Below are 21366 nucleotides of genomic sequence, written 5' to 3' on the forward strand. Positions count from 1 at the left end.
TTATCATCTTAAGGATGTTTACTATGTCTGCAACTTACCTGATGCCCACTTATAACCGTCAACCAATCAGCTTTACTCGTGGTTCAGGCAGTTGGCTGTATACTAAGGACGATACCCCGTATTTAGATGCGCTGACGGGCATTGCCGTTTGTGGCCTAGGGCACTGCCATCCACAAGTGACAGACGCTATTCAGCAGCAAGCCGCGACTTTGGTTCATACCAGCAACTTATTTGGTATCGATTGGCAAGAGCGCGCTGGAGAAGCGCTATGCACCGCCGCGCAGATGGACAGTGTGTTTTTTGCCAATAGCGGTGCTGAAGCAAACGAAGCCGCTTTAAAGCTTGCACGCTTATACGCCAACCAGCAAGGCTTTGCCCGTCCAAAAGTTATCGTCATGGAACAGTCGTTTCATGGCCGCACATTGCTATCGTTGTCAGCCACCGCCAACCCAAAAGCTCGCGAAGGATTTTACACTTTAGATGAGGATTTTATCCGTGTGCCATTTGGCGATATTGAAGCCATCAAACAAGCTGCGCAAAAGCACGATGAGATTTGCGCTATCTTGGTAGAGCCTATTCAAGGAGAAGGTGGTCTAAATACCGCCGCAAATGGCTTTGGTTATTTAGAAGCACTACAGGCTGAATGTGATGCACACAACTGGCTGTTTATGCTCGATGAAGTACAAACAGGTAATGGCCGTACTGGCAAATACTTCGCTTATCAGCACAGCAATGCCCGCCCTGATGTCTTGACGACGGCAAAAGGCTTGGGAAATGGCTTTCCTGTAGGTGCTTGTATGGTACGTGGCCGTGCCAATGGGCTGTTTGGCGCGGGCAGCCATGGCTCAACTTACGGCGGTACACCGCTGGCAAGTCGTGTGGTGCATAGTGTTTATGATGTACTCGCCAATACTGATGTCATGAATAATGCTGTCACCGAAGGGCAGTTCATCCGTGAGACGCTAGTCGATGCACTAGGACAGTATGGCGTCAGTGCGCGCGGCGCAGGTATGATGATCGGTGTCGTGTTACCTGAGGACATGGACTGTACTCAGCTGGTGAATCGTGCACGCGATGAGCAAAAGCTTATCATCAACGTCACGGGTGGCCACGTGATACGCTTATTGCCGCCACTAAATATGAAACGTGATGAGAGTGCACAGGTCGCTGATCGTTTGATTGAGCTATTAAAGTCCTCATGGTAAAGCGATAAAACACGGCCTCAGACCAGCAGTGATCATTGATTACTAAAATAATTGACTGTGATATGTTAAAAAAAGAGCCTATAGATAATCGAAATCTATAGGCTCTTTTTTTGCTAAAGCTATCATCGCATTGATGATGCATCACGCTTTAGTTGGCATGAAAATACTTCTTTAATACTTCAAGGCAACGGGTTATTTTTGCAGGCTGCTGTTCGCGATTTAAAGTAACGGCATATAGCACAAAGCTTGGCAGCTGATAACCGGTCAACACCTCTACCAACTCGCCGCTCTCTAGCTCTTTTTTAACATCCATCTCCAACATTCGCACCAGACCGTGGCCTTCTTTGGCCAATGTCGTCGCCATAAAGACGTTATTGGTATAGATACGAGAGTTCATTTTTATGCGGGTTTTTTTGCCCGTTTCAGTCTGAATCAGATCAATTTGATTGGCGTCTTTCATGATTTCGATACAGATCAGCTGGTGATCATTGAGGTCTTTTGGGCTTTGTATTTTGGCATGCTGACGCAAATACTGTGGTGAGGCAACCAGCATCTGGCGTACATCAGTCAAGGGATGGCTGCTCAGGCTCGAGTCATTGATGGATGGACTCATACGAACCGCAATATCAATACGCTCGTCGATCATATCGATATAATGGTTGTCTGCCAAATAGGTAATGCTCAAGTCATCGTGGGCGGCCATCCATGTCGAGAGCGCAGGCAAAATATGATTGACGCCCAGCTCAGGGGTGGTCGCCACTCGCAAGCTACCAGCAAGCTCATCTCGCAATTGATTGACTTTGATGCGCCCTTGCTCGGCCGCGCTGACCACATCTTTTGCCGCTTCATAAAAACTCTCGCCTGCCTCTGTTAAGCTAAGCTTTCGAGTAGATCGGTGCAATAACACCACACCCAGCTCGTTTTCTAATGAACGGATTTGCTGACTGACTGCACTGGTTGTAATACCAAGCTCACGAGCTGAGCCACTAAAGGAGCCATGTCCAACCACACTGGCGAACACAGCCATACCGCGTAAATTATCCAACATATTCTCACCTAACCTGCATTTGGTTTTTTAATATAACTTAACCATTATAACGAATTTTAATTTGCCTTACAGTGATTAAATACCATCCTTTTTTATCTAAAATGGCGCGTCACCCTTAATAAAAACAAAAATATCAAGGCGATAGCAATCATCACCTTGATATTTTTGGATAGCAATTGTGTCTAGTAGCTATATGGACTGTTAATCGGTTTTAATATAAAAAAATTTGACTGTTTAGTATAGCTGAACCTTACCCATTTTACCTTCGCCGCGCTCAAGTAAGTACTGCATCACAGGGGTGTTAAGCAATTTGGTCTCTGCTAGTGATTTGGCTTGCACCATACGCTTTTGTTGACGGCGCTCTGGGGTTTTGTCTTCAGCCTGCATGACACTGCTGTCGATCTTTAGGTCGATCTCGGCTTGTTCAAACTGCTGTTGCAGTTTTGCCGCTAAGTGTTGAAAGGTGGCTTGTAAATGGCGGCTGTCCACACTGGTCACAAAGGTCGATTTGCCATTACACAGCCCAGTCATCATACCCTGACGCGCCAATGCTAGCTCGTCTTGCGCCAAGCTCTCAGCCTCGCGAGCGGTCTGTAGCCAATAATCCCATTTGTCTGGCGTCCACTCGCCAGTCAGCTCCTGTGGCGGGCAACGCAATAACGTGCGAGGATCATCCGCCGTCATAGTCAATTGAGAATCATTTCCGCCAGGCTCTGCAATTGGTTCAGGCTCTGCAATTGGTTCAGGCTCTGCAATTGGTTCAGGCTCTGCAATTGGTTCAGGCTCTGCAATTGGTTCAGGCTCTGCAATTGGTTCAGGCTCTGCAATTGGTTCAGGCTCTGCAATTGGTTCAGGCTCTGCAATTGGTTCAGGCTCTACGATCGGTTCAGGCTCTACGATCGGTTCAGGCTCTACGATCGGTTCAGGCTCTGCGATCGGTTCAGGATCATAAGCAGCTGACGGCAATTGCTGACTAAGATTATGTTGATAATCTACATCGTCATCTGGTAGCAGTACTGCTGAAACATTATACTCAGCCGTAGAAGCTGTCGGTGAATCTTTCACCTCACTAGGCGGCTGCGGCAGCGTAGGAGGGGTTTCTGTCAGCACCTCATCAGCTGCGAGCGGACGAAACGCCAATAGACGCAGTAGACACATCTCAAGCGCCTGCATGGGCGTACTGGCAAGCTTGACCCCTTCACGCGCTTGCACAACGATTTCATAATACAGCTGCAGCACATCGGGGCTGATATGCTGCGCTAGGGTATGAATATCTTGCGCTTGTACTTCATTAACGTTGAGTGCCACTTGAGGCAACAGCTGCGTCAAAGCCAATTGATGCAACAGCTCAGCGAGCCCATCAAACATGCTGGTTGCATCGACCATCTGCGCGCGCATCTGCTCAATGTGGGCAGCGACAGCAGGCTTATCATGGTTATAGATATCGGTGATAAGACGAACCAAGTCAGCTGAATCAATTAACCCAAGCATGGCATTGACAGTCGCATCATCAAGGCCACCTTGACCAAACGCGATGGCCTGATCGGTCAGTGACAAAGCGTCGCGCACTGAGCCTTTGGCAGCACTGGCCAACTGCCAAAGCGCAGGCTGAGTATAAGCCACATGCTCTTTGGTCAAGATGTTTGCCAAATGCTCACTAAGTAGCGTCTGCGGCAAGGGACGCAGTACAAACTGCAAGCAGCGAGAAATAATAGTAATCGGCAGTTTTTGTGGATCAGTGGTCGCCAGCAAAAACTTGATGTGCTCGGGCGGCTCTTCTAGTGTTTTTAATAAGGCATTAAAACTGTGGGTCGATAGCATGTGCACTTCATCAATCAAGTACACTTTGTAGCGCCCTTGGCTTGGCGCATAAGGGACATTGTCCAATAGCTCACGGGTGTCTTCGACTTTGGTACGAGAGGCCGCATCAATCTCAATCAGGTCAATAAAACGTCCCTGATCGATGGCCACACAGTTATCACACACACCGCAAGGCGTGCTCGTCACACCCGTATCGCAGTTCAGACATTTTGATAAGATACGCGCAATCGTCGTCTTACCCACCCCGCGCGTCCCTGTAAACAGATAGGCGTGATGCAGACGGTTATAATCTATCGCATTAATCAATGCTTGCGAGACGTGCGTTTGTCCAATCAACTCGTGAAAGTTTTTTGGACGATATTTGCGAGCTAAAACTTGATATTGCTGCGTCATAATAAATGCCAATTTGAATAATACAAAGATAAATAGCGCGTCCGCCCAGCGATCAACAGCCCGCCTGATTTATAACTGGGCTTTTAGCTGTGCCAGCTGCTGGTATAAACGCTGAGTGTTTGCATCGATGAGCGCACCACTTTGATAAAACGCATCCAAATGCACCTCAGTGTTTACGCTGTCCTCGCAGGGCCTAAACTCGACACCGATCAAAAACAAATCCTGCATCACAGGCGTTTGCATTTGTGCATTGAGCTCCGCCAGCAGATCTTGATGCGCGCCGCGCACCTGCTCGGCGCTTAGCGAGCTATGAGGATCTTGGGCATAAAACACCATTAGATAATGACGACCAAACACCCTATAAGAGTGCTCATGGCGGACATAGCCATTCCAGCGTGAGTCTTGATCCATGGTTCTATAAGCGAGGATTTTTTCTATCAAACACGCGTAAGTATACATCGATTCATCAACCAATGTATCGACCTGCGCTTTTGGTAGCGGGCGCTGCGCCTCATAAGCGTCTTTGACCAAACTATTAAACAGCTTATACCACATGCCCGTGTTTTTTTGAATCTCTGCCATTAGGGCCGCCGCAAAATCCGTCTGCCCAAGCTCCGTGGCCTTAAGTAAGCGCGGCTCAATCTGGTCAATCAGCTCATACTTGACCAATTGCTCTTGTACAGCGATGGCTCTTTGATGAAAATCTGGCGACTGCAAAAACTGCGCCAGCAGCGTTGACTCATCTTGAAAGGATTCAAAACTCGTCAACTGACGACGATGAAAGTCTAAAAAAGTGGTCAAATCACTTGGCGTCACCAGTTGCCGCAAGATATCGATAAAGTTTTGATAACTAAAAACCTGCAGGACGCTTTGCTCATCATCCAAATCTAGCACGCAGTCTTCAGCAAAAAACTGACTGCCGTACTCATAGCCAATAGCATAAGTCGGCGCCTCTGCACGGCCAGCATGGTGCTGGACTGCAAGCGATGTCAGACCGATGAAGTAAACGGCTTTATCCCTCTGGGCATCGCTATTTGTCAGCGATTTATCATTTTTTTGATAAAGCGCTGCATGACGCTTGATCAGCTGATTGACGACTTCTTTTCGCCACTCGCGAACTTGGCTGCTATCGATGTCATGCTGACTTGCTTGCCTCATGACATCATTGACCAGCAGATAAATACGCGCGTCAGAGAACTCAAAGACAAAATCATACCCCTGAAACTGATCAGAGGTAAGTGTGTCATCGTTTGCAGTTTCATACTTTGCAGCTTCATACAATGACAAAAAGCTTTGCTGAACCATCTGTTGCCAAATTGAAGAGGCAGCTTGCTGAGTATCCATAATATCCCTATAAATGTGCGCTCTAAAATTCTGAGCCTATTCCTTCAAGACAGAAAAACTTACAAAAGCAGAAAAATCTGCTTATGTTTATTTTACCAGCACAGATTGATGGCAAGTAAAGCCCTTTTCGCTTGTTTTTTAACCGCTAAGCGCACGGCATATTTCTAGCTTTCTAGCTTGCGACGCATGTGCGGAAACAAGATCACATCACGAATACTCGCCGAATCTGTAAACAGCATCACCAAACGGTCGATACCGATACCCTCACCGGCAGTCGGTGGCAAGCCATAAGACAAGGCTTCGATGTATTCTTCATCAAAATGCATGGCTTCATCATCGCCTGCGTCTTTTTCGGCGACCTGACCGTGGAAACGTTCTGCTTGGTCTGCTGGGTCGTTAAGCTCACTAAAACCATTGGCCAATTCGCGGCCACCGATGAACAGCTCAAAGCGGTCGGTGATTTCTGGATTGTCATCGCTGCGGCGTGCCAGCGGTGAGGTCTCAGCTGGGTACTCAGTGATGAAAGTTGGCTGACGTAGCTGATGCTCGGCCGTTTCTTCAAAGATAATGGTTTGTAGTTTACCCACACCAAACACGTCTTTTACTGGTTGCTTGAGCGTTGTTGATACATACTCTGCCAGATAGTCACGGTCATTGATGCGTGACATGTCGAAGTCTTCGGCGTATTTGGCAATCGCATCAGACATAGACAGACGCACAAATGGCGCTTTTAGGCTGATGGCTTCTTCTTGATAAGTAAGCTCTGTGGTACCCAAGATATCCATCGCCAATTCGTTAAATAAACGCTCGGTCAAATCCATCAAATCATGATAATCAGCATAGGCTTGATAAAACTCAATCATGGTGAATTCAGGGTTATGACGGGTCGATACCCCTTCATTACGGAAGCTGCGGTTGATCTCAAACACTTTCTCAAAACCACCGACCACTAAGCGCTTTAGATAAAGCTCAGGAGCAATGCGTAAATATAACGGCATATCTAGCGCGTTATGATGCGTTACAAATGGACGCGCCACTGCGCCACCTGGGATGGGATGCATCATCGGCGTTTCTACTTCCATAAAACGCTCACCCAGCATAAACTTGCGAATACCACTGATCACTTGACTGCGAACCATAAAGGTATCACGTGTGGTCTCATTGGTCATCAAGTCAAGGTGGCGATTGCGATAGCGCGCCTCTACATCGGCGAGGCCATGGAATTTGTTTGGCATCGGGCGTAGCGACTTGGTCAATAACGTAAACTCTTCGATATGGACGTATAAGTCGCCTTTACCCGAGCGTCCGATATAGCCTGACACCCCAACGATATCACCCAAATCCAATGATTTGATGGTGGCAAGTGTTTCTGGATCCAGCTCTTTACGAGCGACATATAGCTGAATACGACCCGTCATATCTTGAATGACAATAAACGCGCCGCGGTTCAACATGACGCGGCCTGCCACATTGACCTGAGTTTTTTCGCCTTTTGCAACGTTGTCTTCGATTTCTTGTTTTGAAATACCTTCGAAGGCGGTTTGCAAATCCTTGGCGTAATCTGTGCGTTTAAAGGTGTTTGGATACGCCGGCTTGCCCGACTCTGTGATAGCGTCTAGCTTGGCTTGCAGTTGGGCAATCAGCTCATTGGATTCTTCTAATGTGGGCGCTTGCTCTTGGCTTTGATTATTGTGCTTTGACATAATAATTCTCAAAATGATTAGGTAATGAAATAAAAAACATAAAAATAATAGTAGGGCAGCTAAGAACACTGCCCGTTTAGATGGTACTTATCAATCTTTGCGACGTGCGGCTATTAATCGCCGCCACCGATACTGGCCATCAAGTCTGCTTGGTGCTCACGCAGTAGCGCATCAAGTAGCTCATCTAAATCGCCTTCCATGATGGAATCGAGCTTATAGAGAGTTAGGTTGATGCGGTGGTCGGTCATACGCCCTTGCGGGAAGTTATAGGTGCGGATACGCTCACTACGATCGCCGCTACCGACGAGGTCACGACGCATCTCATCTGCGGTATCGACCTGTGCTTGTACTTTGGCCTGCTGAATACGTGAGATCAGCATTTGCATCGCTTTTGCGCGGTTTTTGTGCTGGCTACGCTCTTGCTGACACTCTGCCACCACACCTGTCGGTATGTGCGTTAAGCGCACCGCTGAGTCGGTGGTGTTGACGTGCTGACCACCTGCGCCACTTGAGCGATACGTGTCCATCTTGATATCAGCAGGATTGATATCTACTGTATCATCAATCTCAACTTCTGGCATGACAGCCACCGTACACGCAGAGGTGTGGACACGGCCTTGGCTTTCTGTTTCTGGTACACGCTGGACACGATGCGCGCCTGACTCAAACTTTAGGCGCCCATAGACGCCGGTGCCTGAAACACGGGTGATGATTTCTTTGTAGCCGCCGTGCTCGCCCTCATTTGCCGATAGCACCTCAACAGTCCAGCCTTGATTTTGGGCATACTTTTGGTACATACGGAACAAGTCACCAGAGAAAATCGCCGCTTCATCGCCGCCCGTCCCAGCGCGAATCTCCAAAAAGGCTGGCACCTTATCATTCGGGTCTTTGGGCAGCATCATGACGTTGAGCGCTTCTTCCATCTCAGCGATGGTTTCACGAGCACTGTCGATCTCATCGATCAGCATCTCTTTCATGTCAGGATCAGTAGCGTCAGCTAGCATCGCTTCAGCATCTGCTTGATCGGTTTCTGCACGCCCATAGTTCTGCCATAACGTGGTGATGTCCATCAAGTCACTATGCTCAACAGACAGCTCACGAAATTTATTATTGTCACTGATGACACTAGGATCGGATAATAAGGCGGTGACCTCTTCATAACGGTCTACCATCTGGTCTAAACGCAGGCGTAAGGATTCTTTCATAAAAGGACTTTTAATCAAATGAGGGGAATAAGAGAGTGATTATAGCAAATTTTTCCGTTTAAATTAAAACCTGTCAGCAACCTGTCTATTATACTCATAAATTATCGCTTGTGCGGCCAAGCAGAAGTGATAGAAATCAACAGCTTGATACCATATCCTACTGACATAAAAAAATAGCCAAGATTGCTCTTAGCTATTTTTTGTTGTTATCGGTAGTGAACAACAGGTAACAGCAACTATCAGCCGCCGTGCTAGCGGTATCGCTGCCGTCTATACCTTGCGCACCAGCACCGATCCGATCGAGTAACCTGCGCCAAATGAGCAAATTACACCCAAATCACCTGATGCCAGCTTGTCTTTGTAGCGATGGAAGACAATCATCGGACTGGCTGAGCTGGTATTGGCAAACTCATCGATGACGCTTGGCACAATGGCTTTGTCCGCGTCACGCCCCACTACCGTGCGCAAGATAAGATCTAGCATATTGGCATTGGCTTGGTGCAGCCACATCATCTTAATGTCGCTTGCTTGTAGCTCGTTGTCATGCAGGTGCTCAGTGATAATCTCTGATACCTTTGGACAGACCTCACGGAACACTTTACGACCGTTTTGTAAAAACAGCTTATCCGTGACAGGCTCTTTGATATCAGGATACATCTCAGTCTGCGCTGCCAAAAACTCGGAGCGATCCATAAAGCCGTACTCGTTTTTGATGTTGGTCGAAAACTGAGTAAACAGTTTTGAGTTGATAATCTCATAACCTTTAGGCGTCTCTAGCTCTTCGACGATAGACGCCGTCGCCACATCACCAAAGATAAAATGACTATCACGGTTGCGCCAGTTTAAATGCGCTGAGGTAATCTCGACGTTTACCACAGCCACACGTTTGGCCAGACCTGAGATGATAGAACCGTGGGCTTGTGATAACCCAAACGTCGCGGCACTACAAGCAACGTTCATATCGTAAGCAAAACCGCCTACCATGCCGATTTCGTTCTGAATCTCGATGGCGACTGCCGGATACGTGCGCTGAAAGTTTGAGCAAGCAAGGATGATACCGTCCAAGTCGTTAGGCTCTAACCCTGCGTCCGCTAAAGCGTCTTTTAGTGCGGCGGCGCCCATCTCAGCCATGACTGATAGCTCTTCGCCAAGCTGACGATAAGGAATCACAGGTGCCATGATTTCAGGATCTAAGATCCCGTCTTTTTCCATGACATAGCGTGATTTGATGCCAGATACTTTTTCGATAAACGCAGCTGAGGAAGGCTGCAGTGCGGTCACAGTCTCTGCTGCGATCTCGTCAGCATGCTCGTTGTTGTAGTTTTCGACATACTGGTTAAATGAAGCCACCAGCTCTTCATTGCTGATGCTATAAGGAGGAACGTATAGGCCGGTGCCCGTGATACAAGTCGTCATAATAAGCTTCCTTGTCTACTGCGGTAGTGCTTGGATAAGCGTAAAAGTGAAAATAAGGATGTTTTGATTTCGGTGAATAACTGTAAACTTAAAATCAGAGCCTTTATTATGCCTGAATATTATTATTTTTCTAATACTTTGTTACAAATAATGCATTTGTGACGAAAAATAAGCAAAGACGGCCTTTATTTGTGGGCATCTACGCTATAATTACGAGGCTCAGGGCGTGATATGCGACTATTGAGCGCTCGCAAACAGTCAAAGCGTTTATATTTAGGAATACTAATGGTAGAGATTTTTAACTGGTTGTTTGGACAATACGCTGACTACTCCGCTCTATTTATCGCTTTAGAGCTGATTGCGGTGGTATTTGGCGTAGCCAGCGTCATGCTCGCCAGCAAAACCAACATCCTTGTTTTCCCCATCGGCCTGATTAGTACCGCCATATTTGTCTACCTCCTATGGAAGTGGCAGCTGTTTGGCGATATGTTTATCAATGCTTATTATACCGTAATGAGCCTATACGGCTGGATTAATTGGTCAAAAAACAAAGCAAACAACACCGTTTCAGACCATATCAACCCTACCAGCCAGCAAGACCGCGCGCTCAAGGAGGCTGAGAGCGCCATTCAAGTTGAGCGGCTAAGCGCAAAAGATTTGCCCATATTAGCGAGTCTGGCCGCTGCCACCATGGCCTTTGTGGCACTGGTGTATTACTTTCGCCCCGTGATAAACAATGGCTTTAGCTTTGAGGGTACTGTGCTGGGACTACAGTTATTTACGTGGGTCGACTACACCGACATGCTGACCACGGCGCTGTTTTTGATGGCGATGTGGCTGATGGCACGGCGCAAAATTGAGCACTGGCTATTGTGGATCGTCGCCGATGCCATCTCCGTACCGCTATACTTTTATAAAGGTCTCACCTTTACTGCACTACAATACGTAGTCTTCACTCTGATCGCAATCTGGGCTTATTATGAATGGCAACAACGCTATCGCAAACAACCTCAAACAGCATACGCCTAAATCCGTCATCAATGTCGCAGTATTGGGTGCTGAAAGCACTGGCAAGACCACGTTGTGCCGAGATCTGGCGGCGCATTTTGCCAGTCCTTGGGTGCCAGAGTATATGCGCACTTACCTACAAGCCAAATGGGATAACGAGCAGCTGACCTGTACGTGGGAGGATTTATTGCCTATCGCGCAAGGTCAGATTGAGTTAGAAAACAAACGCGCAATGCAAGCGGCACAGCTACCTGCCGGCCAGCGTTATGTGTTCTGTGATACCAGCTTGTTTGAGCTGATGGTTTATTCAAACTGGTACTATGGCGACTGCCCTCTTGCCCTAACTCAAGCGGCACTGGCGCATCATTATGACTTGATACTACTGACTGAGGTTGATACGCCGTGGGTCGCCGACGACTTGCGCGATGCGCCGCATGAGCGTGAAGAGATTAGTGCCTACTTTGCGGATCAGCTTAGTATCTATCACAAGTCATTTAGACGTATTGGTGGTGATAGGCAAGCTCGTGTTATGCAGGTAGTAGAGTGGTTAAACAATTTTGATTATGTGTAATTTTTTTGCTTAGGCTATTTTAATAAAAGCAATGACTGGTATTCCTTATCTGACAATCTGGCTATTGAGCGCTTTTGCCCAGTTTTTGCAGTTGTTCTGACAGCGCGAGCATATTTGATCAGGGTTTGTGATATGCTCGATATAACCGCAGTACATGCAAGCATAATGCACGCCTGACTCCACCTGCTCAACTGGCTGATACTGCTTAGGAAAAAGCGGCATACCGTAGCCTGTTTGCTCAGGTGGGTATAATAAGACGCTAAAATTGCCATCGGTTTCTAGCAGGCCGGTACGCACTTGCCCCAGATGCTCCACGCCCTGCTGACGCATCTCAGCAAAAAACTCATCGTGCGACATCTTGCCTTTTTTGATTTTATCGAGCACCAGCATCCCATCTTCTACGATATACAGCGATTTTCCTTCTAGCAAATTTTCAAACGGCTGAAACTTCATCATCGCCCACGTACACAAGCGATACAGCAAGATGACGGTACTCATAATCAGCACCGCTTGGATGATCGGTAAATCCTCAGTAAACATCGGGTCGCCAGCGATAGAGCCTAATGACAAAATGATAGTCAGCTCAAAGATAGACAACTGACGGACGCCGCGCTTACCCGTAAAGCGCAAGAACGTAATAATCAGTACAAACATCACAGTCACACGTACCAATATCTCTAGGACAAATGCCCACGTGGTATCATGAATAAAAATACTCGCCCAATCCATAAATGGTTCCTTGTTGTTATTTTTAATAACGCTCTATTTTATGCAAAACTTGCGTCAATCACTGTAGGAATTATTTTTGAAAGCCACGTTTTATACCATAGTCGCGTTAATTGCGTTTGCCGCAAACTCTTTATTTTGTAGGATGGCGCTGGCGGAGGGCTATATCGATGCTTGGAGTTTCACCACCCTTCGCCTGCTGAGTGCCGCGATGAGCTTGGCGGTGGTGATGTCGGTGCACACCTACTGGCTGCATCAGCAAAAACCATGTCAACAAATGTCACGTCAAAAAAATCTACATCTAAATACCGCGACTGATGACGCTATTTTACAAGATAGAGGTAGCTGGATAAGTAGCATCAGCCTGGTGGTTTATGCGCTGTGTTTTTCGATTGCATATACAGCATTAGATACAGGCACAGGCGCGCTGATTTTGTTTTCGGCAGTACAGCTGACGATGATTGGCTGGGGGATTTATCAAAAAGAGCAGTTAAGCGCTTGGCAGTGGTTGGCGTTTATTGTCGCTGTGGCGGGGTTTGTTTACTTGATGTTGCCATCAGCCACCGTGCCCTCACCCACCGCGGCGATACTCATGGCCATCAGCGGCGGCGCTTGGGGCATATATAGCATACGAGGCAAGTCTTGCGTCTCACCGCTGCGCGCGACAGGGTTTAACTTCATCAGAAGCTTGGTGGCCGTCCCAGTCCTCTTTATCATCTCACTGACAGCCCTTAGCACCTTTGGCATACCAAACATTCGTCTCGATCACATTAGTATCGAAGGCGTCTTATTGGCCTGTGCGTCAGGGGCGCTAGCCTCAGGGCTGGGCTATAGTATCTGGTATATGGCCATGCCACTATTAAAAAACTCCCAAGCCGCAGTCGTACAGCTCTGCACCCCTATCCTAGCGGCGATATTAGGCATGGTGTTTTTATCCGAGCAGCTGACGCTCAACTTTCTGATCGCCAGTATAGTCATCTTAGGGGCAGTACTGGTGTTTATCTTAAATAAAAAAACAGTGTAAACAAAAAACCAAATATCGCTCAATCACTTAACCGATCAGGACTTAGCAAATCACGAAAAAGACAGAAACAATTACCTTAGTAAACTCTAACCACAACACGAAATTACATTTGAGCATGTATCATATTGCTCAGTATAACAACTCACATTCACTTACCAACTTGAGGAATATCGTTTATGAAAAAGTTACTTGCTGTTGCTCCTTTTGCCGTTTTGTTAGCCGCTTGTGCGACCAACGCTCCGACCACTACCGCCCCAACCACTGCTGCCAAGCCAGTCGTTCAGTCATTCACCTGTGAAGATAACGGTATGGTTACTGCTACTTATGCAGCGGACGGTCAAGCGGCCAATCTAAACCTCACCTTGCCAAAAGTAGGTCTACAAGACGCAAAAATCACGCTAGAGCAAGCAGTATCAGGCTCTGGCGCACGTTACGTAAACAATGTAAACCCAAAGACCACCTATGACTGGCAGACCAAAGCAGACTTTGGCATCATGACCATCACCTCAGACAATGGTCAACAATATCAGGTCAACTGCCAACTATAGGTATTGACTAAAAATAGTGTTTGGCTAATACACTTATGAATGATGAGAGTCAGTAGTGAAGCTACTGGCTCTTTTTTGTTGTACCAACCGCAATCAAGACAATCCCAATGTTGGGAGACAATGACTGATACCTGACATCCACGCCCTAAAAAAACGTGGCTTTACGGTGCTTTTTGATAAAAAATGATTGACTTCTCTTATATATTCGATATATAACATATAATATATTCTAATTAATAAATATATTACGACGCGTCTATTACGTATCCATCAGAATATATGGGAGGCTCCTATGACTCATTTAAGCTACACTATCAAATGCTGGGCATTAGGCGTTGCTTTTTTTGTCAGTTTTTACTTTATGGTACTGCTAAGTGATCCCAGTTTTAGTAAATATGTCTATATACTGGCCCTGAGTACCGTACTTTTTCCCATTGCCAAACGGGCCGTCGATGCGATGATGAATTTTTTTGCCCCAAACACTGAGCTGTTTAATGGTTTGTTACCTTCATTGCTGATCAATATTGTGATTTGGATATTTACCCCATTTATCGTAGCACTCGCAGTCATTGCCTTTATTTTGCATAGTATGGGCGTACTGACAGAGAATATCGGTCATTAGCCAAGCGTAGTGATGGGGATGTCCGTTATGTCATGCCGACCTACCCATCACCTTGCATCGTAAAACCCTCGAGTTTACCTCTCAAGATAAATGATAACCAAAAATTTTTGTTCAATTATGCATAATGTAATAAATATTCATTATTAATCCGAGAATAAAACGCCTACTCTGTAATGTTGCCCACGATGATTCTCAAATGTGCTATAAATACAATTTGTTTTTATAAAAATAAGAGATGATTCACATATGAGTCAGGGCTTTTACTGAAGGAGTTTTATTAAATGTCTACCGCCACTCGCCAAGAATACGACCTATTGGGTCAACGTGATGTCCCTGCTGATGCTTACTACGGCATCCAAACCCTACGCGCTTTTGAAAACTTTACCGTCAGTGGTGTGCGCTTGCATCAGTTTTCACCGTTTATCCGTGCTTTTGCGACGGTAAAAAAGGCCGCCGCCATTGCCAATAATAAAGTCGGCGTACTAAACGATACGGTCAAAGACGCAATCGTTGCTGCCTGTGATGACTTAATCGCCGACAAATATCATGACCAGTTTATCGTTGATATGTTTCAAGGGGGCGCTGGCACCTCAACCAACATGAACGTCAATGAGGTGATTGCCAACCGTGCCTTGGAGATTTTGGGTTATGAAAAAGGCCAATATCAGCATGTACACCCAAACAATCACGTCAACCTATCACAATCAACCAACGACGCCTATCCAACCGCACTCAATGTGGCACTAGATGAGTACTGCACAAACCTGCTCGATAAAATGGCGTTGCTCCACCAAAGCTTGATAAACAAAAGCATCGAGCTTGCTGACAAGCTAAAAATGGGGCGTACTCACTTGCAAGATGCAGTGCCGATGACGGCAGGGCAAGAGTTTAATGCCTTTGCCACGATGATCAAAAAAGAGATGCAGCGTATCGAGTCAACGCGCGCTTTGTTTCACGAGATCAACATGGGTGGTACGGCGATTGGTACTGGGCTAAATGCGCCTGCTGGCTACTCAGATCTGTGCGCTGAGACTTTAACAGAGCTCACTGGCAGACCATATTACATCGCAGAGGATTTGATCGAATCCACGCAAGATACCAGCGCTTATGTCGCTTTATCTGGCAACCTGCGTCTGTTTGCTGCCCGTTTATCCAAGATCGCTCATGATTTACGTTTGCAGTCGTCAGGGCCACGTGCGGGGCTGGCGCAATATCGTCTGCCTGAGATGCAACCTGGCAGCTCAATCATGCCAGGCAAAGTCAACCCTGTGATTCCAGAAGTGGTCAACCAAGCGTGTTTTCACGTCATGGGCGTCGATAGCGCGATTGTGATGGCATCAGAGAACGCTCAGCTACAGCTCAACGTCTTTGAGCCAGTGATTGCCTTTAACCTATTTACCGGTATGAGCATGATGACCAATATTTGTGAGATGTTTGCAACCCGCTGTATCGATGGCATCATCATGAATAACGACACCTGTAGCGGACAGGTGTTTAATAACATCGGTCTGGTCACCGCCCTAAACCCGCACTTAGGCTATGAGTCCTCTACGTATGTGGCCAGAAAAGCCCAAGAGACTGGCGGTAGCGTCTATGATATCGTCTTAGAAGAAAAGCTGATGGACAAAGAGACCTTGGATAATTTACTGTCTCCTGCCAACATGGTGTACCCAAAGGCTAAGTTCGCGCCATAATAAGTTTTTATAAAGTAAAAGGCTGGATTAGCGCTTGCTAGTCCAGCCTTTTTTATTGTTTAAAAAACAGATAGGGTTTATTTTTAATGGGTTCTAGTTGAGTATAACTTGAATAACTTGAGAGGCCTGCGCCCTTTAAATTCTTTTGCAAAATACTGCTATATTATAGACAAACAAACTGGCGAGCGCTGCGTCTGGTTTTTAGGTACAACTTTGGATTCATGGACATTGGCCGTGCCTAGATATGTATGGCAGCTACCATGGCACCCAGCTAAGGTAAGTTTTGATTGTCAATTTGATGACGCATCAGAGCTATATACTAAGTATGTCATGAATGCTCAATCAGACTGGGCAGCGGCTTCGGTGTCTCTGCAACAAACAGGAGAGGAGATCTTATCGTTTGCAGGTTTTCCTAATATTGAGTCAGCCCTTATTTATATTACTCACCCACTAGCGGGTTTTTATCATCGTAGAGATGGTAAGCTCGGCACTTATCGTGTCTGGCATAAACGGCTTGAAGTAAAACCTGCCACCTTAATTTCGGCAAATTTTAAACTGTTATCAGATTTTGGTATTGTCCCAACTTCCGAGCAAAACAACCCTTACAGTGTATTGGTTGAGCCCCTAAATGAGTTCACAATATATCTACCCCCAAAGGTCCTAGAATAAGTAATGTGGTGAATAAAATATAGTCATCATCTCTAAAACGAGGACACGCCTTAGTGTAAAGTAGCCGCTCGCATAGGGCGCTCCTCACGCACCCTACTCACTATCCTTTATTTAACAGTTTATTAACCCACCTTATCCCACAGCTTACTCAGGCGTTTCGGTGATACCGCCATACGAGTTTTCATCGGTTGGGCAAAGAGCTGGATGCGATACTCCTCAACCATCCAGCGATATTCACTGATGGCCTTATCGCTAGCGCGATTCCCCAGTCGTTCCATGTGTACATCGAGCGCATAGACACCGTCGAGATCCGCCTCGAGGTTGTGCTCCAGGCGTTCGATACGAATCTCTAGCGCCTCAAGATAGCGCGGATACTGCTGCCACTGACTGTAATCCATCCGATAAACAAAATCAGACAAATGCAAGTCTTCAAGCTGGTCTTCGATATCATCGATAGACTCGCCAAATATCTCCCGATCCAGCATGAGTAAGCTCTGACGAATACGTTGCCAGCGCGTATAGACGTTTTTGAGGGTTTTGATGACACTCTGACCCGTCAATAAAAAATTGCTAACCACGGCATCGAGCGTCTTTGCATACTCATCTGTGGTAAAGGGTAGCTCTTCGCTCAGTTCAACTGCCACATCGTCGGCGCTCTCAGGCAAATCCTCACTATGATCAAATAAGACATAATGCTCCTCAAGCGTGGCATCAAGTGTCGCATCAATCACAATGGTCTTTAGGGCTTCCATATCACCCAGCGGGGCAAAGGCCAATTTAAATATCTTATCGATTTGACTGGTCAGCTGCTTTCTTTTGGCACCCAGCTTGCCTTTGATCAAAGTCAAGACCCCGATACGATGCGCCTGCAGTGCCGCATTGACATCGGTGTATTGATGAATCGATACCGCCTCGCCCGCCTCATCTGCGACCAAGGCAGCAAACTGCTTCATCACTACGCCTGCGCTATGATGGTTTTTACTAAAGGCAAAATGCTCAGGGAAATCCGTGTGTGCGCCTTGCTGCTCATTGACCGCTTGACGGGTCTCTTGAGCATGACGAATCTGTAGCGTCTGCAGGTCGCGGCCTTTTTCGATGATGCGGTTTTTGTCATCGACCACACAGATTTGTGGCTGCAAATAACGATCAATGCTGGCCGGATTAAAGCTCGCTTCGGTCACCGACATAATGCCGCGGCGGTGCAGCGCTTGGCATAGCTGCTTGAGTAGCCCTTGTCCGCCCTCGGGCTGCAGCTCATCAAAGAGACTGTCTGCCGTATCAGGAATCGGTACGATTTGGCGGCGGATGTCTTTTGGCAATGACTTTAGCAGTTGTAACACCAGCTCATAGCGCCAACCGGGCACGCCCCACAGCAGCTCAATGGCATCAAGCTGCGGCAGTGCGACAAGCGGCACGCGAATGGTCACGCCATCATCATCGCTTGATGGATCAAAGACATAACGTAGCGGCAGCTTTAAGTCACCCAGCTTCCACACTTCTGGGAAATCGCCTGTGGTCGGTGCTTGGCTGTTGAGCACGTCATCATCGGTAAAAAACAGATATTTACTATCGTTTTTTTCTACCTCAGCGCGCCAGTCCTCAAAGGATTTGCGGCTGGCGACATGCTCGGGGATTTTTTTGTCATAAAACTGATACAGCGCCTCTTCATCGACGAGTAAATCGCGGCGACGCAATTTGTCTTCGATACGCTCAACATGGGCGATTTTGTCCATATTGTGCTGCAAAAACGGCGCTTGCCGACCCAAATTACCCGTTACTAAACCGTCACGGATAAATATCTCCCGCGACTCTGCTAAGTTGACCTGCTCGTAGTTGGTCAGCTGCTTACTAACAATAATCAGTCCAAACAAACTAATCTGTGCGTACGCTTTGACGCGGCCTGTCTTTTTGGACCAATGCGGCTCAAAATAATGGTACTTCAGTAAGTTGCCCGCCGCGGAGATAATCCACTCAGGTTCAATCTTGGCAACAGTACGCATAAACACTTGCGAAGTCTCAACCATCTCAAAAGCCATGACCCAAGGCGGCACTTGTTTAAACACGGTACTGGCTGGGAATATTTTGGCTTTTTGCTGGCGTGCTGCTAAGTACTCACCGCGATTTTCTGTCTTATGCGCGATGGTCGAGAGCAGCCCCGTCAATAGTGCGCGATGCAAATTGGCATATTTGACCGCTTTGACCTCCTCATCTTCTACACTGGTAGGGTCACTACTACTAGCCCCTTTTTTACCGCCTTTATCATCTGCAAGCTTAAGATCCGTGACCATCTGCAGCAACTGCCGGTGAGTCTGACTCCACTCACGCACGCGCGGAAAGCTCAGATAATGTTTTTTGGCAAACTGTTTGCGCTGATTGCCAGACAATTTACTGCCGTCTTCGCCTTTTTCAAACAGCGCTTTCCATAGACTTAAATAAAACAAAAAGTCGGAGTCATCTTGACGAAACTCAGCATGCTTTTGATCCGCCTGCTGACGCTTATTGGCGGGGCGCTCGCGCGGGTCTTGTACGGCAAGCGCGGCGACAACGATGAGCATCTCACGGATACAATCAAAGTCGCTACCTGCCACCAGCATACGCGCCAGCCTTGGATCGATTGGCATGCGTGCCATTTTTTGCCCAGTCGGCGTTAGACGCAGCTGAGTAAGGCCCTTGGAGCGCTTGGCAGGGCTGGGTGCTTTGTCGCTTTTAGAGGTAATCGCCCCTAGCTCATCGAGCAGTTTATGCCCATCGGTGACCAAACGGCTATCTGGCGGCTCGATAAAAGCAAAATCATCGACACTACCCAGACGCAGGTTGGCCATCTGCAAAATCACGGAAGCAAGGTTGGTGCGCAGTATCTCAGGCTCGGTAAACTCTGGACGGCCGCTAAAGTCCTCCTCAGAATACAGACGAATACAAACGCCTGGCGCGACACGGCCACAGCGGCCTTTACGCTGATTGGCAGCCGCTTGCGAGATGGCTTCGATCGGCAGGCGCTGGACGCGTGAGCGATACGAATAACGCGAAATCCGCGCAAACCCTAAGTCAATCACGTAGCGAATGCCGGGTACGGTCAGTGCAGTCTCAGCGACGTTGGTAGCAATCACAATACGTCTACCGCGACCTGACGGCTGAAAGATACGCTGCTGCTCTTCATAAGTCTGCCGTGCAAACAGTGGCAACACTTCGGTGTGCTTGGGTCCATGACGCTCAAGCACATCTTGCAGCTCACGAATCTCCGCTTCTGTCGCCGCAAATATCAAGATATCTGCTTGGTCGGCATGACCTTTATTTTGCGCATCACTAAAGCATTCTTCGACGGCGGCAACCACCGCACGCGGTAGGTTTTCTTCAAAATCATCGTAGCTGTCGTCATCTGAGCTACCCACTGGCTCATCAGTCAGCGGGCGATAACGCACCTCAACAGGGTAACTGCGGCCTTCGACATTAAAAATCGGCGCAGGGACATTACGCTTGAGCTTACTATCATAACGGCTAAAGTATTCACTAAAACGCTTGGTATCAAGGGTTGCTGAGGTAATAATGACTTTTAAATCAGGGCGTTTGGGTAGCAGTTTTTTTAGATAACCCATGATAAAGTCAATGTTTAGACTACGCTCATGCGCCTCATCGATGATGATAGTATCGTATTTACTCAAAAACCGGTCATGACCGAGTTCGGCCAATAAGATACCATCAGTCATCAGCTTCACGACCGATTGCGCCGTACCCTGCTCATTAAAGCGAATCTTAAAACTGACGGTATGACCGAGCTGCTCGCCAAGCTCCTCAGCAATACGGTTGGCTACGCTACGAGCCGCCAAGCGTCTTGGCTGGGTATGCCCTATTTGCCCTGTGATGCCGCGCCCTGCCAGCATCGCAAGCTTCGGCAATTGCGTCGTTTTACCAGACCCTGTCTCACCTGCGACGATGATGACTTGGTTGTCGATGATGGCTTGCACGATGTCATCAGCGCGCTGACTGACAGGCAAATCTAGGTTTAAGGTGGCTGGCAAGTTGTCTGGGATACTATCGATACGCGCTTGCACCGCTTGCTGTGAGCGGGTTTTTATTTTTTCGTATTGCGCGCGTTTTTTGCTCAGGATGTCTGCCGCTTTAGGCGAGTCTTTTTCTTTACGGGAGTCGCTATTGGCTGCTTTATTTTTGGTCACAGCGGCACGTGCCAGCTCGCGCTCCAAACGCCCAAGATAGTAGCTGTCTTTTGCAAGGACGGGTAAATCAGAAGTATCGACTTGACTAATCGCACCGGTAGCGGCCTGCGCTGCTGTACTTTCGACATCTAATTGAGAAGGGGTGTTTGTTTGCGGTTTAGTATGTTGCGATTTTTCAGTTTGATTCGGCATATTTG

At 47.4% G+C, this 21366-nt stretch carries 16 protein-coding genes; 8 read left to right on the plus strand and 8 right to left on the minus strand.

Annotated features, from left to right (window positions below; genetic code table 11):
* Positions 1–23 precede the first annotated feature (23 nt).
* Positions 24–1205, plus strand: coding sequence for an aspartate aminotransferase family protein (locus tag CAP50_RS07930; RefSeq protein WP_075100870.1), 1182 nt, complete (start codon positions 24–26; stop codon positions 1203–1205).
* A 148-nt stretch (positions 1206–1353) separates the two neighbouring features.
* On the opposite strand, the gene CAP50_RS07935 is transcribed toward CAP50_RS07930, so the two are convergent.
* From CAP50_RS07935 to CAP50_RS07960, 6 genes are all read right to left on the minus strand, one after another.
* Positions 1354–2253: a LysR family transcriptional regulator gene (locus tag CAP50_RS07935; protein WP_100749645.1), complete on the minus strand. Its 900-nt coding sequence runs from the start codon at positions 2251–2253 to the stop codon at positions 1354–1356.
* A 234-nt stretch (positions 2254–2487) separates the two neighbouring features.
* Entirely contained in the window at positions 2488–4467 is a 1980-nt protein-coding gene (gene dnaX, locus CAP50_RS07940) for a DNA polymerase III subunit gamma/tau (RefSeq protein WP_100749646.1), read from the minus strand.
* A gap of 69 nt (positions 4468–4536) precedes the next feature.
* Positions 4537–5811: a hypothetical protein gene (locus CAP50_RS07945; RefSeq protein WP_100749647.1), complete on the minus strand. Its 1275-nt coding sequence runs from the start codon at positions 5809–5811 to the stop codon at positions 4537–4539.
* Positions 5812–5975: 164 nt separating this feature from the next.
* Positions 5976–7514 carry a lysine--tRNA ligase gene (lysS, locus tag CAP50_RS07950; RefSeq protein ID WP_100749648.1) on the minus strand — a complete coding sequence of 513 codons (1539 nt, stop codon included), beginning with the start codon at positions 7512–7514 and terminating at the stop codon, positions 5976–5978.
* A 113-nt stretch (positions 7515–7627) separates the two neighbouring features.
* Positions 7628–8719, minus strand: a complete 1092-nt coding sequence (gene prfA, locus CAP50_RS07955) for a peptide chain release factor 1 (protein WP_075100875.1) — start codon at positions 8717–8719, stop codon at positions 7628–7630.
* 270 nt (positions 8720–8989) lie between these two features.
* Complete coding sequence (locus CAP50_RS07960; RefSeq protein WP_075100876.1) at positions 8990–10135, minus strand: beta-ketoacyl-ACP synthase III; 1146 nt, start codon at positions 10133–10135, stop codon at positions 8990–8992.
* A 285-nt stretch (positions 10136–10420) separates the two neighbouring features.
* Here CAP50_RS07960 and pnuC point away from each other — a divergent pair, with 285 nt between their 5' ends.
* Positions 10421–11164 (plus strand): nicotinamide riboside transporter PnuC, encoded by a 744-nt coding sequence (pnuC, locus tag CAP50_RS07965; RefSeq protein WP_100749649.1) that lies wholly within the window; start codon positions 10421–10423, stop codon positions 11162–11164.
* Positions 11115–11714 carry an AAA family ATPase gene (locus tag CAP50_RS07970; RefSeq protein ID WP_100749650.1) on the plus strand — a complete coding sequence of 200 codons (600 nt, stop codon included), beginning with the start codon at positions 11115–11117 and terminating at the stop codon, positions 11712–11714. Before pnuC ends, CAP50_RS07970 begins: the two co-directional genes overlap by 50 nt.
* 45 nt (positions 11715–11759) lie before the next feature.
* Here CAP50_RS07970 and CAP50_RS07975 read toward each other — a convergent pair whose 3' ends face one another.
* Positions 11760–12443 (minus strand): DUF421 domain-containing protein, encoded by a 684-nt coding sequence (locus CAP50_RS07975; RefSeq protein ID WP_075100879.1) that lies wholly within the window; start codon positions 12441–12443, stop codon positions 11760–11762.
* A gap of 76 nt (positions 12444–12519) precedes the next feature.
* Between CAP50_RS07975 and CAP50_RS07980 the strand changes: the two genes are divergently transcribed.
* From CAP50_RS07980 to CAP50_RS08000, 5 genes are all read left to right on the plus strand, one after another.
* Positions 12520–13464 (plus strand): DMT family transporter, encoded by a 945-nt coding sequence (locus CAP50_RS07980; protein ID WP_100749651.1) that lies wholly within the window; start codon positions 12520–12522, stop codon positions 13462–13464.
* Between the two features lie 176 nt (positions 13465–13640).
* Complete coding sequence (locus tag CAP50_RS07985) at positions 13641–14012, plus strand: MliC family protein (protein ID WP_075100881.1); 372 nt, start codon at positions 13641–13643, stop codon at positions 14010–14012.
* 292 nt (positions 14013–14304) lie between these two features.
* Positions 14305–14634: a hypothetical protein gene (locus tag CAP50_RS07990; RefSeq protein ID WP_075100882.1), complete on the plus strand. Its 330-nt coding sequence runs from the start codon at positions 14305–14307 to the stop codon at positions 14632–14634.
* 281 nt (positions 14635–14915) lie between these two features.
* Positions 14916–16328 (plus strand): aspartate ammonia-lyase, encoded by a 1413-nt coding sequence (locus CAP50_RS07995; protein WP_075100883.1) that lies wholly within the window; start codon positions 14916–14918, stop codon positions 16326–16328.
* Positions 16329–16436: 108 nt separating this feature from the next.
* Positions 16437–16997: a DUF2071 domain-containing protein gene (locus tag CAP50_RS08000; protein WP_100749652.1), complete on the plus strand. Its 561-nt coding sequence runs from the start codon at positions 16437–16439 to the stop codon at positions 16995–16997.
* 122 nt (positions 16998–17119) lie between these two features.
* Here CAP50_RS08000 and hrpA read toward each other — a convergent pair whose 3' ends face one another.
* Positions 17120–21361 carry an ATP-dependent RNA helicase HrpA gene (gene hrpA, locus CAP50_RS08005; protein ID WP_241900707.1) on the minus strand — a complete coding sequence of 1414 codons (4242 nt, stop codon included), beginning with the start codon at positions 21359–21361 and terminating at the stop codon, positions 17120–17122.
* Positions 21362–21366: the final 5 nt, after the last annotated feature.

It is taken from the genome of Psychrobacter sp. L7, from assembly GCF_002810365.1.
Taxonomy (GTDB): Bacteria; Pseudomonadota; Gammaproteobacteria; order Pseudomonadales; family Moraxellaceae; genus Psychrobacter; species Psychrobacter celer.

Excerpts from the sequence above, each read along its gene's own strand:
- CAP50_RS07985 (WP_075100881.1), top strand. The coding sequence starts at position 13,641 with ATGAAAAAGTTACTTGCTGTTGCTCCTTTTGCCGTTTTGTTAGCCGCT.
- hrpA (WP_241900707.1), bottom strand. The coding sequence starts at position 21,361 with ATGCCGAATCAAACTGAAAAATCGCAACATACTAAACCGCAAACAAAC.
- CAP50_RS07995 (WP_075100883.1), top strand. The coding sequence starts at position 14,916 with ATGTCTACCGCCACTCGCCAAGAATACGACCTATTGGGTCAACGTGAT.
- pnuC (WP_100749649.1), top strand. The coding sequence starts at position 10,421 with ATGGTAGAGATTTTTAACTGGTTGTTTGGACAATACGCTGACTACTCC.
- lysS (WP_100749648.1), bottom strand. The coding sequence starts at position 7,514 with ATGTCAAAGCACAATAATCAAAGCCAAGAGCAAGCGCCCACATTAGAA.
- CAP50_RS07935 (WP_100749645.1), bottom strand. The coding sequence starts at position 2,253 with ATGTTGGATAATTTACGCGGTATGGCTGTGTTCGCCAGTGTGGTTGGA.
- CAP50_RS07945 (WP_100749647.1), bottom strand. The coding sequence starts at position 5,811 with ATGGATACTCAGCAAGCTGCCTCTTCAATTTGGCAACAGATGGTTCAG.
- prfA (WP_075100875.1), bottom strand. The coding sequence starts at position 8,719 with ATGAAAGAATCCTTACGCCTGCGTTTAGACCAGATGGTAGACCGTTAT.
- CAP50_RS07990 (WP_075100882.1), top strand. The coding sequence starts at position 14,305 with ATGACTCATTTAAGCTACACTATCAAATGCTGGGCATTAGGCGTTGCT.
- CAP50_RS07970 (WP_100749650.1), top strand. The coding sequence starts at position 11,115 with ATGAATGGCAACAACGCTATCGCAAACAACCTCAAACAGCATACGCCT.
- CAP50_RS07975 (WP_075100879.1), bottom strand. The coding sequence starts at position 12,443 with ATGGATTGGGCGAGTATTTTTATTCATGATACCACGTGGGCATTTGTC.
- CAP50_RS07960 (WP_075100876.1), bottom strand. The coding sequence starts at position 10,135 with ATGACGACTTGTATCACGGGCACCGGCCTATACGTTCCTCCTTATAGC.
- dnaX (WP_100749646.1), bottom strand. The coding sequence starts at position 4,467 with ATGACGCAGCAATATCAAGTTTTAGCTCGCAAATATCGTCCAAAAAAC.
- CAP50_RS07930 (WP_075100870.1), top strand. The coding sequence starts at position 24 with ATGTCTGCAACTTACCTGATGCCCACTTATAACCGTCAACCAATCAGC.